Annotated in this window: 17 protein-coding genes, 13 tRNA genes, 2 rRNA genes and 2 pseudogenes; 2 read left to right on the forward strand and 32 right to left on the reverse strand. The window is 36.2% G+C overall.

Annotated features, from left to right (window positions below; all coding sequences use genetic code 11):
- The 8 genes from J7E81_RS24395 to J7E81_RS24425 form a co-directional block, all read right to left on the reverse strand.
- Nucleotides 1–68, reverse strand: a 16S ribosomal RNA gene (locus tag J7E81_RS24395); the annotation flags it as partial.
- A gap of 645 nt (nt 69–713) precedes the next feature.
- Nucleotides 714–776 (reverse strand) — tRNA-Arg (locus J7E81_RS24400).
- 148 nt (nt 777–924) lie between these two features.
- Nucleotides 925–1,671 (reverse strand): ATP-dependent DNA ligase, encoded by a 747-nt coding sequence (locus tag J7E81_RS24405; RefSeq protein ID WP_374104089.1) that lies wholly within the window; start codon nt 1,669–1,671, stop codon nt 925–927.
- Nucleotides 1,653–2,102, reverse strand: coding sequence for an ATP-binding protein (locus J7E81_RS30690; protein WP_251028857.1), 450 nt, complete (start codon nt 2,100–2,102; stop codon nt 1,653–1,655). Before J7E81_RS30690 ends, J7E81_RS24405 begins: the two co-directional genes overlap by 19 nt.
- 7 nt (nt 2,103–2,109) lie before the next feature.
- Nucleotides 2,110–2,802: a cold-shock protein gene (locus J7E81_RS24410; RefSeq protein WP_215046422.1), complete on the reverse strand. Its 693-nt coding sequence runs from the start codon at nt 2,800–2,802 to the stop codon at nt 2,110–2,112.
- 1,217 nt (nt 2,803–4,019) lie between these two features.
- Nucleotides 4,020–4,898: a YitT family protein gene (locus J7E81_RS24415; protein ID WP_215046423.1), complete on the reverse strand. Its 879-nt coding sequence runs from the start codon at nt 4,896–4,898 to the stop codon at nt 4,020–4,022.
- Between the two features lie 472 nt (nt 4,899–5,370).
- On the reverse strand, nt 5,371–5,571 hold the full coding sequence (locus tag J7E81_RS24420) for a cold-shock protein (RefSeq protein WP_027322891.1): 201 nt from the start codon (nt 5,569–5,571) through the stop codon (nt 5,371–5,373).
- 272 nt (nt 5,572–5,843) lie between these two features.
- Complete coding sequence (locus tag J7E81_RS24425) at nt 5,844–6,755, reverse strand: LysR family transcriptional regulator (protein WP_251028858.1); 912 nt, start codon at nt 6,753–6,755, stop codon at nt 5,844–5,846.
- 141 nt (nt 6,756–6,896) lie between these two features.
- Between J7E81_RS24425 and J7E81_RS24430 the strand changes: the two genes are divergently transcribed.
- Nucleotides 6,897–7,385: a GNAT family N-acetyltransferase gene (locus tag J7E81_RS24430; RefSeq protein ID WP_215046425.1), complete on the forward strand. Its 489-nt coding sequence runs from the start codon at nt 6,897–6,899 to the stop codon at nt 7,383–7,385.
- 159 nt (nt 7,386–7,544) lie between these two features.
- Here J7E81_RS24430 and J7E81_RS24435 read toward each other — a convergent pair whose 3' ends face one another.
- Nucleotides 7,545–7,964, reverse strand: coding sequence for a GNAT family N-acetyltransferase (locus J7E81_RS24435; protein ID WP_374104092.1), 420 nt, complete (start codon nt 7,962–7,964; stop codon nt 7,545–7,547).
- A 347-nt stretch (nt 7,965–8,311) separates the two neighbouring features.
- Between J7E81_RS24435 and J7E81_RS24440 the strand changes: the two are divergent.
- A pseudogene (locus J7E81_RS24440) lies at nt 8,312–9,043 on the forward strand (IS110 family transposase); the annotation flags it as partial.
- On the opposite strand, the pseudogene J7E81_RS24445 reads toward J7E81_RS24440, so the two are convergent.
- From J7E81_RS24445 to rrf, 23 genes and pseudogenes are all read right to left on the reverse strand, one after another.
- Nucleotides 9,022–9,477: pseudogene (locus J7E81_RS24445) on the reverse strand (transposase); the annotation flags it as partial. The pseudogenes J7E81_RS24440 and J7E81_RS24445 sit on opposite strands and share 22 nt — an antisense overlap.
- A 397-nt stretch (nt 9,478–9,874) precedes the next feature.
- Entirely contained in the window at nt 9,875–10,627 is a 753-nt protein-coding gene (locus J7E81_RS24450) for a DUF4386 domain-containing protein (protein ID WP_215046428.1), read from the reverse strand.
- Nucleotides 10,628–10,686: 59 nt separating this feature from the next.
- On the reverse strand, nt 10,687–10,911 hold the full coding sequence (locus J7E81_RS24455; RefSeq protein WP_215046430.1) for a helix-turn-helix transcriptional regulator: 225 nt from the start codon (nt 10,909–10,911) through the stop codon (nt 10,687–10,689).
- 2 nt (nt 10,912–10,913) lie between these two features.
- Nucleotides 10,914–11,360, reverse strand: coding sequence for a hypothetical protein (locus tag J7E81_RS24460; protein WP_215046432.1), 447 nt, complete (start codon nt 11,358–11,360; stop codon nt 10,914–10,916).
- 978 nt (nt 11,361–12,338) lie between these two features.
- On the reverse strand, nt 12,339–13,148 hold the full coding sequence (locus J7E81_RS24465) for a class I SAM-dependent methyltransferase (RefSeq protein ID WP_215046434.1): 810 nt from the start codon (nt 13,146–13,148) through the stop codon (nt 12,339–12,341).
- Nucleotides 13,149–13,437: 289 nt separating this feature from the next.
- Nucleotides 13,438–13,953, reverse strand: a complete 516-nt coding sequence (locus J7E81_RS24470; protein WP_215046436.1) for a hypothetical protein — start codon at nt 13,951–13,953, stop codon at nt 13,438–13,440.
- Nucleotides 13,954–14,015: 62 nt separating this feature from the next.
- Entirely contained in the window at nt 14,016–14,573 is a 558-nt protein-coding gene (locus J7E81_RS24475) for a CBO0543 family protein (RefSeq protein ID WP_215046438.1), read from the reverse strand.
- A gap of 167 nt (nt 14,574–14,740) precedes the next feature.
- Complete coding sequence (locus J7E81_RS24480) at nt 14,741–14,929, reverse strand: hypothetical protein (protein ID WP_088087141.1); 189 nt, start codon at nt 14,927–14,929, stop codon at nt 14,741–14,743.
- Between the two features lie 139 nt (nt 14,930–15,068).
- Nucleotides 15,069–15,572: a CBO0543 family protein gene (locus J7E81_RS31400; protein ID WP_374104091.1), complete on the reverse strand. Its 504-nt coding sequence runs from the start codon at nt 15,570–15,572 to the stop codon at nt 15,069–15,071.
- Nucleotides 15,573–15,710: 138 nt separating this feature from the next.
- Nucleotides 15,711–16,685 (reverse strand): tyrosine-type recombinase/integrase, encoded by a 975-nt coding sequence (locus J7E81_RS24485; protein ID WP_215046440.1) that lies wholly within the window; start codon nt 16,683–16,685, stop codon nt 15,711–15,713.
- Between the two features lie 124 nt (nt 16,686–16,809).
- Nucleotides 16,810–16,883 (reverse strand) — tRNA-Arg (locus tag J7E81_RS24490).
- Between the two features lie 23 nt (nt 16,884–16,906).
- Nucleotides 16,907–16,978: transfer RNA gene (locus J7E81_RS24495), tRNA-Asn, on the reverse strand.
- Between the two features lie 40 nt (nt 16,979–17,018).
- Nucleotides 17,019–17,092, reverse strand: a tRNA-Ile gene (locus J7E81_RS24500).
- Between the two features lie 8 nt (nt 17,093–17,100).
- Nucleotides 17,101–17,171 (reverse strand) — tRNA-Gly (locus tag J7E81_RS24505).
- A gap of 12 nt (nt 17,172–17,183) precedes the next feature.
- A tRNA-His gene (locus J7E81_RS24510) sits at nt 17,184–17,259 on the reverse strand.
- Nucleotides 17,260–17,264: 5 nt separating this feature from the next.
- Nucleotides 17,265–17,349 (reverse strand) — tRNA-Tyr (locus J7E81_RS24515).
- A gap of 27 nt (nt 17,350–17,376) precedes the next feature.
- Nucleotides 17,377–17,449 (reverse strand) — tRNA-Phe (locus J7E81_RS24520).
- Between the two features lie 175 nt (nt 17,450–17,624).
- Nucleotides 17,625–17,701: transfer RNA gene (locus J7E81_RS24525), tRNA-Pro, on the reverse strand.
- Between the two features lie 8 nt (nt 17,702–17,709).
- Nucleotides 17,710–17,786, reverse strand: a tRNA-Arg gene (locus J7E81_RS24530).
- A 36-nt stretch (nt 17,787–17,822) separates the two neighbouring features.
- Nucleotides 17,823–17,904, reverse strand: a tRNA-Leu gene (locus tag J7E81_RS24535).
- Between the two features lie 33 nt (nt 17,905–17,937).
- Nucleotides 17,938–18,041 (reverse strand) — tRNA-Val (locus J7E81_RS24540).
- A gap of 16 nt (nt 18,042–18,057) precedes the next feature.
- Nucleotides 18,058–18,132: transfer RNA gene (locus J7E81_RS24545), tRNA-Glu, on the reverse strand.
- A gap of 42 nt (nt 18,133–18,174) precedes the next feature.
- Nucleotides 18,175–18,290 (reverse strand): 5S ribosomal RNA (rrf, locus tag J7E81_RS24550).
- Nucleotides 18,291–18,332 lie beyond the last annotated feature (42 nt).

Consider the following 18,332-nt stretch of genomic DNA (forward strand, 5'->3'; position numbering starts at 1 on the left):
CGCTCGACTTGCATGTATTAGGCACGCCGCCAGCGTTCGTCCTGAGCCAGGATCAAACTCTCCATGAAAGTTGATTCAGCTCATTTTGTTACGTTGGCTCATGTTCATCCTATATAATAGAAGAAACATGATAATTTATTGTTTGTTGACGTTTTTGTTTGTTTAGTTTTCAAAGAACAATTTCAAAGAGACAGCTTTTATATCTTATCAGTTATCCTTAATGTTGTCAACAACTATTTCTATCTTTTAGTTTAAAAGTTTAATAGTTTTGCTGGCAACTTTTATATAATATCATCAATGCAACCTGGTGTCAACCATATTTATTAAATGAAAAAGGTATTCCTTATTCATTTGGCGCTGCTATAACTGGATGCTGATTTCACTGTGTTTGAAAAATAAACGAAAAAATTCCGTTTAAAGTGGGAAATACCCATATTTCCTTAATAATAAAGGGACTTTTTCCGTTTATATTATCCATATCTTTGGATTTTGTCTTATTTAGAGCAGTTAATCGGAATATCTCCGCTTATAAGTTCTTATGCCTACACGAAAATCAACAATAGCTAATATCAGATCTTTAATAATCAACTTTTAAAAATCACTTTTTTACCTTAAATGTTTTATATTTAAGTCTTAGATTATCATCTAGTTTGCAAAAAAACACCTGAGTAGGACTAGTACTCAGGTGTTTGGATCATTATTAGTTTTTACGCGCCTTAGAGGATTCGAACCTCTGACCGTACGCTTAGAAGGCGTATGCTCTATCCAGCTGAGCTACTACGTCAAACCGCTATATGAACGCATTTTGAAACGGGCACTGATACGGTCATTTGCCGAACTTTCGACCGTTTCATTATAACACGGTATATATATGGAAGAAAAGCCGCTGAAATATGATATTAACGTAATAAAAAGGAGTGAACGTTAAATCCACTCAACAAAACTTGGAAGACGTAATAATCCTGCCTTCGTTAAATTACGATATTTGACACGACACTTTACAGGCTCAATAAACGCAAAATCATTTTCTTCCCGGATTAGCGACTTCCCATAAACGATCCTTCGTGCAGATGCAGGAACACCGAGTTCCATTACGCCAGCATAACGGCCATCGTCGAAGGTCAACAGTAAACCGAATTCCTTGGGCTGCTTACGATAGCCAACGATAAAAACATCGGAGTATTGATAGTTAATTACCTTCATCCACGAATTTGAACGTTTACCGACTTCATAACGTGAGTCCTTACGTTTTAATACGATACCTTTGAGGGCTTGCTCCTTAATTGCGTCAAAATAAGCTTCACCGTGCCCTTCAATGAACTGCGTCTTGGCAATCAGGGAAGTATCATTCTTTACTATTTCCGCTTGTACTTCTTTTCGTTCAAGTAACGGTAAGTTTGTAATCCGTTCACCTTTGTGCTGGATCACGTCAAAAGCGACGAAAGTAATCGGTGTGATATCCCTAGAACTCATAAACCGACTCATTACAGCTTCAAAGTCGGGCTTACCATGCATGTCACTTACAATTAGTTCCCCATCAAGAACCGTGTCAGGCGGAATATCTAGGTCGTGAAGTTCCGGGAATTTCGATGTGATTTCGTTATTGTGTCGTGAATACAAGCGGGCTTTTCCCGCTTCATCGACAAAATATATTAAACGGATATCTTCCAATGCTCAGAAATAGAAATATCAAAAGTAATATTCTCTATTTCATCAAAAAACATTAATATTGGTCTTTGTAACTTCCTTACGCTTTCCATTATTTCTTTTTCAAATAAGTCTGGTGCCTTAACCTCTGTATATTCTGATTCGCTATAATTTATGGGTATATTGTATTTTTCATTTAATTCCCTAATTATATAAAATAGGGCTGTATTCCATCTCTTAAAGTGCAACCTTTGACAATCCACCCAAACTGTCGCACCACCTTCTCTATCTATAACTCTATCTATGCCATAAAGTATAGAAGTTTTTCCTGTTTTACGTAACCCAAAAATTGCTGATATCTCACCTGAAAAATACCTATTTACTAATGTATGAACTAAATCCCATCTTCCAAAGAAATACAGGTCCTTTTTAAGTGGTGCTTCAAACGCAAACAAATCTCTCTCATAAAAAATATGCCCTAAATCTATTTTGTATAAGCATTGGGGAATGGTTCGTCCTTAACTCTTGGTAGGAGAAAGGAATTACAATTTGTATTTCTGTATCCCTTTTCAAATCATCCTTTAATTTACGTTCTATTTCTTCATCACCACTAATTACTATGGAACAAATTCTATCTAGACGAAACCTTTGGTATTTCTTTGCTATATTATCGATAGCATCAAGAGTTCTTGGTTCATATTGATCATAGGGACTAAAGACGACAATTATTTCTCTTCTAGTATTAAACAGCTCTTGATATACCCCTACAGGTTTTACCAGAAAATACCTGTACTTGCTTTTTGCAATATTAATTTCTCCTCCACCATTTGTTACGTAGAATTCTTTACCTAATCTCTCAATAATCTTTCGTTCATGTTGAGTAAAATGACTCAGTTTAATTCCACTACTCAATCCAGGAAAAGAGTTATCTGGGGTAATTAATTCTTTTTCTATCACCTCTTTTTGAACATTGGTTGCCATTAAACCTCTATCTGTTTCTACAATATTAAATTTTACCTTTTCTCCAATTTTCACTTCTTTTCTACTAGTAGTTTCCATATTGGAAATATGAATAAAAACATTTAACCCTTCTTTTGTTTCAGCAAATCCATATCCTTTTTTACTGTTAACATATTTAGTACTACCAGAAACCATTAACAAAATCCTCCTTGAATAAAAATCCTTTTCAAGCTAAATTCGACAACCCCCCCCCACAAATACCTCTAATAATCATATTGAATTGGAATAAATTGTTTTTGGAATGGTTAAAAGCACGACTAAAATTACTCTAAAGTTTATCTTTCAAAGATAAGCTTGGAACAGCTACTTTCAATATTGTGCGGTCATTCGTACACCTATTAGCTTGATAAGATTTAGAGTTTATGAGGTCAACATCCATCTATCACCAGGCAAATGTCAATATAGCAAAGGCCACTGTTCGTGATACGGTACCCCAACCACGTGTGCTTATCGAAAATCAGTATTAGTAGCGGTTTGTAGCTGCACACTTTCGGTATCATTTAACTGTTACCAAAATAAAGTAAGGAGAAAAAAACTCCATTGTACAGCTAGCAATTATAAGGGTTTCGATCCTTAACGCTCATTACTCTAGTGAATTTATGTAATTCTCTGGATCAAAGCCGTTAATTTTGACGCATAGACATTACGTATACGTTCAACCAATTAAAGAGATACTACGTAATTAACTTGCTCTACAGCAATCAATATACTTTGTAATAAACTTCGCTAACGCTCAGTTGAATCCTGCTTAGCGCAGTCTTCACATAATATACACGTTTATATTTATTGATGTTACTGAAGCTGATAAGCTTTGGTTACATCACCGAGCCGTTAGTTGAAGGTTAGTACGTCATATATTTTCTCTTAAGACCTATACGCCTCGGACCCTTGATACGACTGGTTTTCTCAACGATTTTAGCACGTTACGTTTGCTAGATTTATTCGACATAGTGATACCCTTAAATTGAACCGTTTAAGATCAGTAGTTATAATTCGTCAAGGTTCCGGCTTCCAAGTCATAGACTCTATCATCAGGCACATGGCGTTACAATAAAGCTCCCTTGGTTAGTGATCGGGTGGCCCATTAATTGGACCATATTTATTCGTTCCTCTTCCCACTATTTGTTTCATTACAGAATTTAACATTGTATAGGTATCATAAAAAAATGACCGCCATTTAGACGATCATCGTTTATTAAAGTAAAGCACCCCGATAGCTAGTATTCGAGAGAAAAATGTATTAAACTGAGGGAGTTTAAGTACATTTATTCACAAACATGTTGCTGATGTATATCTTTAAATACAAAATATCTTATACCTAATAAATATATCGAAAAGTATTCTCAGCCTAATTAATGTATGTCTTTCTTTTTATTTCTCCCACCTCTTACTTCTGCTATATCAGCTATAGCCAAAAAGGCAGTCGTATCAATTTCGTCAACGATATTCTTAAGTTCTGCTTCTTCTAGACGTGTTATGACGCAAAAAATCACCTTTGTGTCATCTCCTGAATATGCACCTTCACCATTCATGTAGGTTACACCACGCCCCAACCTAGCAAGTATGGCATCTCCTATTTCTTTATTCTTATTGCTAAAAATCCATGCAGATTTTGATTGTTCCAAACCTAGAACCACTACATCTATTGTTTTAAACGCAATTATATAGGCAAGTATGGAGTACATTGCTCTATCCCATGTGAAAACAAATCCTGCTGCACCTAAAATAAAAAGGTTAAAAAACATTATGATTTCACCAACAGAAAAAGGTACTTTTTTATTAATTAATATCGCAAGTATTTCAGTTCCGTCCAAGGCTCCGCCATAACGAATAACCAATCCTACCCCAACTCCCAAAATTATTCCCCCAAAAATTGTAGCTAGAAGAATGTCATCTGTAAAAGCTGGGATGGGATAAAAGAGCGATGTGAAAACAGAAAGAACAATAATACCGAAGACTGATGATATCGCAAATGTTTTTCCAATTTGCTTATAACCTAAATAAAAAAACGGTAAGTTGAGAATGAAAATAAATAATCCTAAAGGTAATCCAGAAATATGGGAAAGCATAATGGATATACCAGTTATCCCCCCGTCTATAACATTGTTCGGGACAAGGAAAATCTCTAATCCTGTCGCCATCAAAACAGCCCCGATAAAAATAGCAATAACACGTTTTAAAACATTAGTTTTTGATAATTTTTTCTGTTTGTTTCTCGATAGTTCTGTCATCCTTATCTCCTTCTAGTATGTAATGTTTCCTTTTATTTTTCCCTATTATTATAGGGACATTAACATAAACTGGTTTTATGTATAAAAACAAAAGAACCTGTTACAAGTGGACATGATTTTATCCCTCTGGTGACAAATTATTATCGTAATGTGTATTAATATTCATCCGAGAAGTAAAATAAATAAAAAAATTGTATTTTCTGCTTGTGTCTGGGGGTATCCTGATTTTGTTAAGTTCCCTTTTTCACATGGCATTTGATAGGTTCAATAAAAGTAGTAAATAAAACGAGTAAGCTTTTCAGCCTCCCATTCAAATTAGGACATTTCGTTATTATGTGATACACTTTGTTTACCATTTGATTTACTTGTTTACATGTGCCCTACTCATTCGTGAGTGGGGCTCCTTGTTTTTAAAAGAAGAAATAAAAAAAAACAGACTCTATAAAGAGCCTGCTTTAGTTTGTTCTTATTATTAAGCTTTACGCACGTTAGCCGCTTGAGCTCCACGTTGACCTTGCTCAACGTCAAAAGTAACTGCTTGACCTTCGTCTAAAGATTTGAAACCTTCGCCTTGGATAGCTGAGAAATGAACGAATACGTCTTCTCCGCCTTCACGCTCGATGAATCCGAATCCTTTTTCTGCGTTAAACCATTTTACTTTACCTTGTTCCATTTTGTTTCCTCCTGCTGTGTGCTTTACACACAATGTGTTACTATCCTTGCACTCAGTGATCATCAAGACGAAAAGTTAATCTTATACTATCCTTTACACCGAACAAAAATAATTCTTCTAAAGTTTAACATTTTTTAAAAGTATTTGCAAGAAGACGTAAACAAAACCATTTTTGCCATTCATGAATTATCACACCTAGTTTTGGATTCTTATGTTGCTCTTATTCAAGTAAAGCCCCCGTTAGTTTAAGTTTAAAACTTCACAATCTCGACTTAACAAGTAGTCTCCACACATGACCAGTCCCTTGCATGTTTCAAAGTTATATTGATAAATGCTGATAAGGCTGGAGAAATCCACTTGTTTTTATGATAAGCAACTTGATAGCAAATTTGTTTAAAATCACCATCGCAGGGAATAATCTTTAATCTTCCTCTTTGGATTTCATCCTCTACAGTCATTAAAGGTAAATAAGAAATACCAAGCCCACTCATTACACAACGCTTTATTGCCTCAATACTCCAAAGTTCCATTGTGTGGGAAGGTTCGATGCCCCTTTCTCGAAGGTATTCTTCAAATATTCTTCGGTAGCTGCATTCTTTCTCATTGGTAATCAAACACTCGTTAATCTTTTGATTTTCGTAGCTTATATCTAAAATGTTCAATGCACAGTCAGGGCTTCCAATAAGGACAATTGATTCGTCCAATAAGGAATGGACGATTAAATCTGAATCCTGAAACTGTGGCAACATAACAAATGCAATATCTGCACTACCATTAAGAATTGCTTTCTTGTTATCTCCACAATTTGCGTTACTTAACCTGATGTTTACATGAGGAAACTTTTTTCTATATTCCCTTAATATTGGCTCTAAACGATATACAGTTAAAGACTCAGGTGCAGCTATTTTTACCTCTCCTCGAACATCCTTCTCTTCAATTGCAATGTTTTCAATCTTACCATAGGTTTCTAATATCTCTTGAGTATAGTGTAACAACTTCTTACCAATATCAGTCAATATTACCTTTCTACCCATCCGATCAAACAGAGGTCCACCTAAATGTTCCTCAAGTGCCTGAATGTGTGAAGTTATCGTTGATTGTGTGTAACCTAAATGTTCAGCTGCTTTTGTGAAACTCCCCATTTCAATGACCTTTTTAAACGTAACAAAATGGCGTATTTCCATTATCTCACCAACTTTATTGTACTCTTACATCTATATTATCAAAAAAATCAATGGATAACTTCATAAATTTCAATTTTACTAATGATAAGTCACAGGTTAATGTTTAAGTAGGAAAAGGAAAAAAAGAAGGAGAGTTAATACATGATTACGGTTTACGATGAGAGATATAAAGAAGAAGTCATTAATTTAATAATGTATGTTCAAAATGTTGAATTTAGTGTTGGCATTAGTATGGAAGAACAACCAGATATTCTGGATATTCAATCAAATTATATAAACGATGGAGGGAATTTTTGGGTAGCATTAAACGATAACGGTGAGGTTGTAGGCTCAATCGGTTTGCAAAGGAAAACAAACGAGATTGCCGTACTAAAAAAATTTTTCGTTTATAAAGGTTACCGTGGTAAAGAGTTTGGAATAGGAACAGGTTTATATAAAGCCTTGCTTGATTTTGCGACTAAACAAAGGTACTCAAAGGTGCTTTTGGACACTCCATCCAAAGCCACTAGGTCACACAGTTTTTACAAAAAGGTTGGATTTAAGGAGATTGCTAAAAAAGATTTGCCGATTAAATATGATTACCCTGATAGAGATTCACTTATTTTTGAATTAGACTTAAAGGATAATTAATACATCCATTTGGGATAAAAACGAAAAAAAATCCTCATCCTTTCTGAAGGTGAGGACTTTGCCTGTAATTTAAAGGGTTATTAAAGTAAACTGCCCCGTTAGCACAAGAAGAAAGCCGCCAGAAATGACAGCTGGATGTTCAACTATTGGCAAGTAAAATCACTTTAAATACTCATCACTTAGACTTCGATTTAAATACCTTGCCATTCCAGTTTTCAGCTTTTTTAATCCAAGTTTTCGATAAAATCCTTCATTACCAGTTGTTGATATTAAATGTACACAAGAAACATTACTTAGCTTATCAAGTAAAAACTCCATAACTTTTTTAGCTATTCCTTGCCTTTGAAAATCTCGATGAACCACTACATCATAAATTGCAGCATTATTAACGCCGTCTGTCATCCCTCTTCCAATCCCAATAATTCTACCATTGACTTTAACCAATGCTATGACATTACTTGCTTCGAATACTTGTCTAATTATCTCATTTGTATGCTTCGTCCATCCAACAGAAGCATAAACTTCCTTCATTTCATCGAGATTTGCATTGGCGAAATCACTATGAATTTCTATATCTATATATACTCCCTCCCTATATAAAACGCATATCTAAGTTTTTAAAATTTTACCATAATTTACGTATTTCTTCTTGAACTAAACTGCCCCTTTCGTATTATAAGGTTAGCCAGAATGCTAAATATTTCTGGTTGACCATTTTTTATTTGGTCTTATTATAACAGTAGCCAGGGTAGAACGTAACTGCCCGTGGGGCTTCGACCCCGTCAGCTAAACGGTTCGCCCCCTACTTGTAGAAACATGATTGAGGCTGGTTGGGACTTAGATCTCGTATAACAAGCGAAGCTGTGACACTGCATGGAGGAATTAGGGGTACTGGCAAATGACTAGTTTAGGAGGAGGATTTAAAAATGAATCCAGTCATTGGTCTGGATATTTCAAAAGGGGAAAGTCAGGTTCAAGCATTTTTAGATAAAGGCAAACCATATCGTAAGAGTTTTAAAGTTTCTCATACTCTAGAAGGTCTAAGTTTACTTGTTGGTTTTCTTGAGGAAGTTAAGAGAGAAACAGGTAAGAAACCACCTGTTGTTTTAGAGGCAACAGGACATTATCACTCCTCTGTTGTTCAATACTTAGAGGACCGTGGATATTTAATGATTATTATTAATCCATTGATTTCTTATAAGGCTAAAAGTTCAAGTCTTCGGAAAGTAAAGACAGATGCGGTTGATGCTTATCTTCTCTGCGAACTGTTTTATAAAGAGGATCTAGAGCCATATAAAAAGCGAGGAATTCAACTTTTAAACCTTCGAAATCTAACAAGACAGCACGAGAATATAACTGGGGTATTAATCCAAACAAAGCTACAATTTCAAGCCATATTGGAACAGGTCTTTCCTGAATATAGAGGGGTTTTTGGGGACTTATATTCAGTAGTATCACTGTTAACTCTTTCAGAGTTTCCCTCTTCTGAAGATATATTAGAGGCAAGTGTTGAAACCATATCTGACAAAATCGCTCAATTATGTAAAAGCCGTTCATACAGATGGGCTAATGAAAAAGCTATTCAACTCAAAGCTGCCGCAAATCGAAATCCGTTTGAAAAGACTTTGTATCAAAGTCATATTTTGACACAAGCAATGACAGCTACTTTAAAAGGTTTTCCTTCTTCACGTTTCTTATCATAGAACTCTCGTAATTTTTTATTACGAGGAATGATTTCATCGCTTGTTTTACTCTTACGACAATCACGAATAGAACAACGTACAGCCATATATAAGGCGTGACGAAGCCTGCTGGATCCTCTTTTAGTGATTCGGTTTTTGGTGGCAGTAAACTTACCAGATTCGAATACACTAGGATCAACTCCAGCGAAAGCTACGAGCTTTTTAGGATCAGTAAATCGATCTATCTCCCCAATTTCTGAAATGATCGTTGCAGCGATTTTTTCACCGATACCAGGGATAGATTTGATAATATTATATTCTTCAACTTCTTTTGCGAGGGCATCTATCTCTGACCCTAACTTGGATAGGTGCTCTTTGTATTGAAGAATGATGTTTATATACATACCAAGACGTGCATGCCAAATAACCTTCTGTTATTCTGCTTTTGGAAGGTTTTGTTTTATTTAGTTAGATTTAGGCTCTAAGCTATATCTTGGAAAGTTGTTTTGTTTTTTAAAAGGGCAAATATCCAATGTAAGAGTTTATTTTTTTTAGTATAGCATGAGAAAATTTAATTTTTCATTGAAAAATATTGACAAACTATTAGCTGGTTTAGTTTAAGTGCAAGTTTTCACAAACATTCTCTTGATTAGAATAGGCGATACCACATGAAAGTATCGCCAATCTTATTACTCCTCATTATTATTAATTAAAGGTTGTGAAACAGTATTGATAATTTTTCCTTAATCGTATTCTTGTTCAAAATACCTGAAAGTTTCTTCACCTTCACTCAACTTAAAAGTTTTATCAATGACCGGTTCTACCTTTTTTCGTATCAAAAGTCGTGCTTCCGACCCCTTTCTTTTTTGCAGACATGGCAGCTAATTCCGATTCGTTGAAACCTTTAACAATGAGCCATACCGCTAGAATCATTTCATTAGCTGCAACGGGCACAGACAAAATCGCACCCCAAACTGAAACTTGTTGAATAACGCCAAACATTTCTAACAAGGCTGCAATAAATACCAGAGTTGCACCTGTCATACCCAAGATGGGGATAAACCTTGGAACAAGCTTTGATTTAAAAAATATATAACTATACATCATGGTATTGATGCCGAGCATGAAATTGGGACCAAGTAAAAATGTCCAGTCATGTACTGCTTTTAATAGAATGCCTGAGGCTTGATAAGAGGCGATATCCGGGAAACCCGCTGCTGCATATTCCCTGCTTAAGGTCAATAGTGACAGTACGCTTATTACACCAACAGTAATTATAATTGCTTCAAGAAATCTGAAACAAACATGCCAAAGAGCAATCGTTTCATTATACTTTCTTAAAAATGGAAACATGGTAGTGGCAGTACCAACCGCTGAAACCACCAGAATTAGCTCCATAATCGCTCCCATTATCACCTGGTTAGCGTGTTCCGAACCCTTAATTAGATAATTAGGATCCTTTAGCATAGGATTGTATAAGTTTAGACCAATGACTGCCGTAACGGCTGCGAGTATAAAAAATATCCCCACAATTTTGGCTGCTTTTTTATTTGAATTCATTTTTTATCCCCATTTCTTCATAAGTTCAAAAACGGTGCAGCATTAAACGATCATAATAATTACTTTTTTGTGTTTTCCCCATAAAAGAATACCTCTTCCAACGGTAAGTTAAAGGCGAGAGCAATGCGGAAGGCAAGTTCTAGAGATGGGGAGTAATTTCCTTTTTCAAGAGCCACAATAGTCTGTCTTGTTACGCCTACCTTGTCAGCCAATTGTTGCTGCGTCATTTCGTCATGGTCGAATCGTAATCTTCTGATATGATTGCCGACAAGATTTTTACCCATTATTAGACTCCTTTCCGATAGTGATAAAGTTTTGTCACAGATCCAGTCACATCGGAAATAAATCCCGAAATGATCAGGATGATAAACATCGCCTGTGATGGTTTATATACGACCAGCGATCCCATTGCTAGTAGAAATCCGATGATGAAGATAAAAAAAGAATTTCGGTTCGCTTTCAATTCAATTAATTTGTCCAGTTCATCCGCAAATTTTGGCTCCTTCTCACCAGTTGTAACTCTAAAGACGATATTAAATAAAGTGCTGATAATGATGTGTGCCACTATAGAAAACAACATCAGGTTGAGGACAAATAAACCCCAAAAGCGAAAGGTGGAAAGCGAGATAAGCTCACCCTCAGGGTGCTGCGGGTACATGTATAAGGAATAAGTACCAAAAATGAGAATCGTACTGATTAGTGATATGATGCTTTTCTTTTCTTGATATGTCATGGTTTCCCCCTTGTATTTTCTATTTTACATTTGGTAAAACTTGTTATTCATAATGTAATATAAACTTTACATTAAGTAAAGTCAATTTTACAAAAAAAAAAACAAGCTTCGCTAAATGGCACTGTACCGGCGTGATTGTAAACGCAACTTACATGAGGAACTCATACTAATTCTACAAATCCATCCGTTAGCTATCATGCCGCAGAAAAATCTTCGCTGCACACAGAGAATGAAAGTAGTTTTTTGGGGTCACACTGACATTGGAAACATGATGCAAAAAAGAAGGCTGCCCCAGCAACCTTGTTTAACAAACGCATCCTTTAGTTTTAAGTACAATATTTCAATCTTTTATCATTATAAAGAACAAAGTCTTTGATAGAGAAATCAAAGACTTTGCAATAAAATTTAATGCGAATTTACAACGCTAAGGAAGTTTTCATATATAAAAAGCAAGTCCATTTTTGAATAAGGACTTGCCCTAAATTTGAACTATTCAGTAACCACAATATATCCTATAGTTGGTTCGCTTCCCTAGCAATTCTTTGGCATTCTCCACAGTTAATATTAGTAATAATTGTATCCAAGAAAAATGTTTCTCCCCCTTGTTGGACTGTCGGTGCACACTCTCTACCAGTTGGAGTACATCTAGCTACAAATCTACGAGGTTCTGTCTCTGTACTATAGAGACAACATTGTGTCGGAGAACTTGAAGGAGGATCTGCTGGGGGATCAATGTTTATGTTAATGTTTATGTTAATGTTAATTTCATTTACATTTTTTCCTCTTTTGCTTTTATATTTCTTGTTTTTATCTTTTTTGTATTTACCGTTTTTGCTGCAACCACATTTATTCTACCTCCTACCTCAAATCTAATACTATAAGATGCAAGGAAGGGTAAAAAAGCGATTGCTTTTATTGAACAATCGCCCTCGTTAGTTGATTAACAACATAGTATAATCTGTAATTTTGAGTGAGGCTTTAACAGATCCTTACTCCTTCTACTGCTAACATATACATCGTTAAAGATTCAGCATCACGCATCATCCATTCTCGATAATCGTTTTCAGCACTCACATAACCCTGTTCACAAATAAAACCGTCTCTCGCCATTTGAACTCCTCTGCTTGAAGCAGCATCTGCCCAAATCCCAATGCGAGTTTGAAAATCAGGATCCCTACTGTTTGTTACCTCATGAATGGGGGTTATAGTAATATCTTCTATACCAACTTTTCGAAAAAGACTAGGAAGGTTATCTGCAATTGTATTATCCATACCTGCTTCTGCACGCCATTTCAAGTAGGCAGCGTAAAAGCTGAGCATACTCGAAGGTGGCAGGGGATTCCATAAAATCTTATCATGGTTATAATCCGCAATTAAAATGCGACCTCCAATTTTTGCAGCATATGTCATCATTTTCAATCCTTTTAATGGGTCGGATAACCATATTAAAACCCGTGAACAGGTAACAATGTCAAACTGTTGTTCATAAGGAAGATTATAAATGTCACCTGTTTCAAATGATAATCCTGGTATTTCGCCATATGATTGACGTGCTTTTTCAATTAAGGCTGGATTACTGTCGATTCCTACTACACGTCCATTTGGACCAACAGCTTCTGCTATGCCTCTAGTAATTGCCCCTGTACCACATCCAACATCAAGAATTGCCATTCCTTCCGTAATAATTTCTGCAAGCCTTTTGTGAGAGTTTGTTAATGTTCTAGAATCTAATACATTTGTTAACTTTCCAGATAATTTAGCACGATTGCGAGCTATTTTTGTATCCAAACATGATTCCCTCCCCTCTATTTATTGTAATTTTCAATAAATTAATCTTGCCATTTAAGATTTTATAGTTCTAATAAATAATAACCACCCTTTTAATTCCATAATGGAATTAATAAGGTTCATAATTAAAATTTAAGTTAATACGTTAATAGTTCTCTTCAAAGGAAATTCCTGTTGTTATTGAACTAAACTGCCAGTTAGTTCAATAAAAAAAGGGATCGCCGCAGCCATCCCAATCTTTAACTCAAACACCCGTTACTTTAAGTGTATCTCTTCACAAAGTTAAACTTTAAACCTTTTTAATTCCCATTCCAGAAACAACAAAATGAGGACTATTAACTTTTCGGTTAAAGAACCTCCAGTGTTCGCCTTGATCATCATCTTCCGAGCTATCTGGAAATGCTTCTAGTTTGTAACCATCTGATAAAAAGACCTTTAATCCACCAATATCAACAGATTCAATGTCCTTTACCTTTAATCGTCCTTTATTCTTTATAAAAGTTTTAATTCGTTCATCAAATCTATTAATACCTAGCATATCCCAATCGAAGTCCTCAATGTCTCCACTCCATTCGGGGCTTGGAGAATAGAAATCCCGTGATGCTACAACTATTTTATTATTTAAGGTAATTCTCCAAGAACATTGAATATGAAGTGCGTATTCTGCTGATACTTGGGTTTTTCCTCTCCGAATGATTGGAATCATATCCCCAAAACCCAGCCAAAATAGGTTAGATGCTCTTCCTGCATCCTGTAATTTTAATCCCACTAATTTGCCTAATTCAGCAATAATTTCTTCTTTCATACACGTCTCCTTGCTTGGATTAATACTTAAGGAAAGCACCCGTTAGTAAAATAAGTAAGCACTTATTCTTTTCCTTTGAATTGTGACTCAATTGAATTAATTTTTTGAAGAACCACTTTTAAAAATACTCCAATTAAAATATAAAACGGAACGGAGTATAAGTGATTCCATTTAATTATTTTGTATATTCCAAGCCATTGAAAGATACTTTCTCCTATATATGAAGTCAAAACCGCATAGGCTATAGTTGCTAATATGTATTTTTTCCATGTTGGGAATCTCTGATAAATCATCGAGTAAATAAAGGGAATAATAGATAAATCAGCAGGTGTAAATTCATCTCTTTCTAATGGTGTTAAAGTATATGGATATATCCAAAAACCTAGGGATGTACCAATTTGATCCAAAATGAAAGCAATTCCTGCTGAAATCAGCCCTACCATACTTATTTCTTTTAACCGAGTTTTATCAACAAATCTCCACCATAAAAACAATGGAAAAATAACAATAAAAATTTCAAACCACCATTGATATGTAAAAACCACTTCTTGAGTCCAGTATTCGAGCCACAATTTTCTGAGGTAGGCATAGGTCTTTTCTAATTTTTGAAAACTATCCATTACTTTTCTCCTCTTTAATTAGGAATTCACATACATCCCTCGCATCCATAAAATCTTTTTTAATATTCCCCTTAATAAACCAAATTATTTCTATTTCTTCTATAACTATCCAGCCAGTTAGTGAAGAAGAAAATAAAATCTTTATTTTATAAATAAAAAAGAGAGCCTTAGCTCTCCAACAATCGGTTAACTTTCTGAATCTCCCCTTCAAATAACCTCATGTCCAACTCGTAATCATCATGACCATCAAATGAATCCAACATATCTTTTTCTTGATGTAATGTTATCAAATATTGCTCCAATGAAAACCCACCACTTTGGATTGTATTCTCAAACACAACTTTAAATCTGCTCATTTATTTCACCTCGACAGATAGTATTTCCAATACAATAAATGAAATTCGTATTTTATTACCAAATATAAAAAGGACCATTTAGGTCCTTTGGCTTCTTCAACTAAAGCTACTCTTTAATTGAATAAGGAAACGTTTAGTGTTAAGACAATGGAACATGAAAGTAAATAATAAAAATTGCAGTAAATAAAAACGAAACAACCCAAGCAGGAATAGGCTTCAGGTAATGAAATCTTAACATAATAACCCATAAGAAATTAAAAGCTATTGACCACCAATAATTCCAACCGTTATGATATGTAATTTTTTCAGAAATATACATTATGGTTTCAATTACAACAAGAATTGATCCCGATATTAATAAATATATTATTACTTTCTTTGAAGACTTAGGTAAATAAGTCAAAAACAGAATTACAACACATGGAAAAATAATGAAAGTTTGGACTAAAACTGAAAAGGTAGTGTTTAATAAAAAATCAGGTTCCAACTTCCATAGAAAATACTTTTTTTCGCTAACAAAGAAGCCATATAATAAATTATTTACTATCAAGTATAAAATTGTAGGGTAATATTTTCTCCAATTTTTTATATCTCCAAATTTCCAACAACAAATTACAAAGGTTAGGCACAGAACAACACGCATAGTAACACCCTTATTAAACAGTTTAGTTTTAATTTCTGCTAATTTTTACAAAATTATACCTTTTCCTCTTCTACTAACCTGCCCCGTTAGCTTAATAAGAAAAAAAACGCCACCCGTTAAGGTTACGTCGCATTGATACTATAGGTATTTCCGTAGGTTCTCCGCTACTTCTTCTTTATCCAGGTGTAAGTACTGAGTTGTTACTGCAAGGTTGCTGTGACCTAGTGCTTTTGATATTTCTGCAATATTAGCCCCCTTAATCAGTAGTGACTTAGCAAACCCACGTCTTAGAGCATGCGGATTAATATTACGCAATCCAAATTCCTTAGAATACTTATTTAACCGCTTCTGAATGTTGTTATGCGTTGGACTATTGGATATGACTCCACCTTGTTTCGTGATAAATACGTAATTATTGTGTACACCGTATTCTTGTCTAATGGCATCATTCTGGCGTACTAGAACGGTTAGTAAACGGTGCAGTGTATCATCGAATGGCAACAGTAACTGATCGTGATTCTTCATAATAGCCCCATCAAGCTTCAGTAATTTATTTGTAATGTCAATATGCCTATTTTCCAGGTAAATAATTGTATTAATACGAATACCCGTTTTAAACATTAACAGAGTAGCTGTAGCATCTTGTAATTGGACAAAGTCGCCTAAGTCTAACAAAGACAATAACGTTCGAATTTCATGTTCTGTGGCCCCTTCCTTAACGTTACTATCAACTCGGATAGTGATGGTTTTCCAAAACTGCCTCACCAGCCAACCATTATAAAAACAACGGGACAAGAATGCCTTTAAACACTTTAGACGTATTAATTTAGTTTGATTGCTAACATCCATAAGTGACAGCCAATTGTAAATTCGTTCCGCAGTAATGTCACTTAAATAAGCAAGTCCGGTCGTGTCCTTAAAATGATTTACATAAATAGAGTAGTCGCTTATCGTTCGTGGACGGTTACCACTGACCTCCATTTGGCGAGTAATAGTCGTTAGTGCATTATCAATGGGTAGTCGTTCAGAATTCGATTTGCTCGGTGCAGAAGGCTCATTAAAGAGATTGTTCAAGTCTTCCTTAACCGTAAAAACGCTTTTCTTTTTCGCCATGTAAAAAACCTCCTAGAACGTTAATGAAATATCGAGTGTATTTCGGCATTTGACCGATGCACTGACCGTTTCATTTGACGTTCTAGAAGGTTGATTTGACGGGCTTTAGCGCCCTATTTAAGGACGCGCCTTAGAGGATTCGAACCTCTGACCGTACGCTTAGAAGGCGTATGCTCTATCCAGCTGAGCTAAAGGCGCATGATATGTATTAGAGAAGAAGGCTCCGCAGGTAGGACTCGAACCTACGACCGATCGGTTAACAGCCGATAGCTCTACCACTGAGCTACTGCGGAATAATGGTATGCCATTTTTGCTTTTCATGAAAAACTAAGGTGGGCCTAAATGGACTCGAACCATCGACCTCACGCTTATCAGGCGTGCGCTCTAACCAGCTGAGCTATAGGCCCATATTGGAAGCGGGTGATGGGAATCGAACCCACTACATCAGCTTGGAAGGCTGAGGTTTTACCAGTAAACTACACCCGCAATATATTTATATGGGGCGGCTGATGGGAATCGAACCCACGAATGTCGGAACCACAATCCGATGCGTTAACCACTTCGCCACAGCCGCCATTATGGTGGAGGGGGACGGATTCGAACCGCCGAACCCTGAGGGAGCGGATTTACAGTCCGCCGCGTTTAGCCACTTCGCTACCCCTCCATAAAAAATCAATCGTTCACTGAAAAGTGGCTCAGGACGGAATCGAACCGCCGACACAAGGATTTTCAGTCCTTTGCTCTACCGACTGAGCTACTGAGCCATATTAACATAATTACCCGCAATTAAATTTGTGGTAAGTCCTTCGTCCCCATCTCAGAAAGCTTGCTCAAGCAGCAGCTCGATGGGTACGCTGATGCTTTTCTATGCAGCTTATTCAATCGTGCTCTACCGACTGAGCTACTGAGCCTTAATAATATGATTACTAACAATAAATATGGTCGGGAAGACAGGATTCGAACCTGCGACCCCTTGGTCCCAAACCAAGTGCTCTACCAAGCTGAGCTACTTCCCGATAAATAATGGCGCGCCCGAAAGGAGTCGAACCCATAACCTTCTGATCCGTAGTCAGACGCTCTATCCAATTGAGCTACGGGCGCATTATTATATGTTATATTGTTATTGTAAAACTTTGATGCGGGTGAAGGGAGTCAAACCCCCACGCCTTGCGGCGCCAGATCCTAAGTCTGGTGCGTCTGCCAATTCCGCCACACCCGCAATAATGAAAGTTATGTTGCTTACGTAAAACTATGGTGAGCCATGAAGGACTCGAACCTTCGACCCTCTGATTAACGGGATCGAACCGCCGACCCTCTGCTTGTAAGGCAGATGCTCTCCCAGCTGAGCTAATCCTCCAAATTTAAAAAACTATGGTGACCCCTACGGGACTCGAACCCGTGTTACCTCCGTGAAAGGGAGGTGTCTTAACCGCTTGACCAAGGGGCCAAATACTAAAATTGACAAAATAATAGCCCCAAATGGGGCCTAGCCTGGCAACGTCCTACTCTCACAGGGACAAAGTCCCAACTACCATCGGCGCTGAGAAGCTTAACTTCCGTGTTCGGTATGGGAACGGGTGTGACCTTCTCGCCAAAATTACCAGACTATTTAATTGAAAGAAGTTCGTTCTCTCAAAACTAGATAAT

The sequence above is a fragment of the Bacillus sp. ISL-18 genome (assembly GCF_018613415.1).
In the GTDB taxonomy this organism is placed as follows: Bacteria; Bacillota; Bacilli; order Bacillales; family Cytobacillaceae; genus Neobacillus.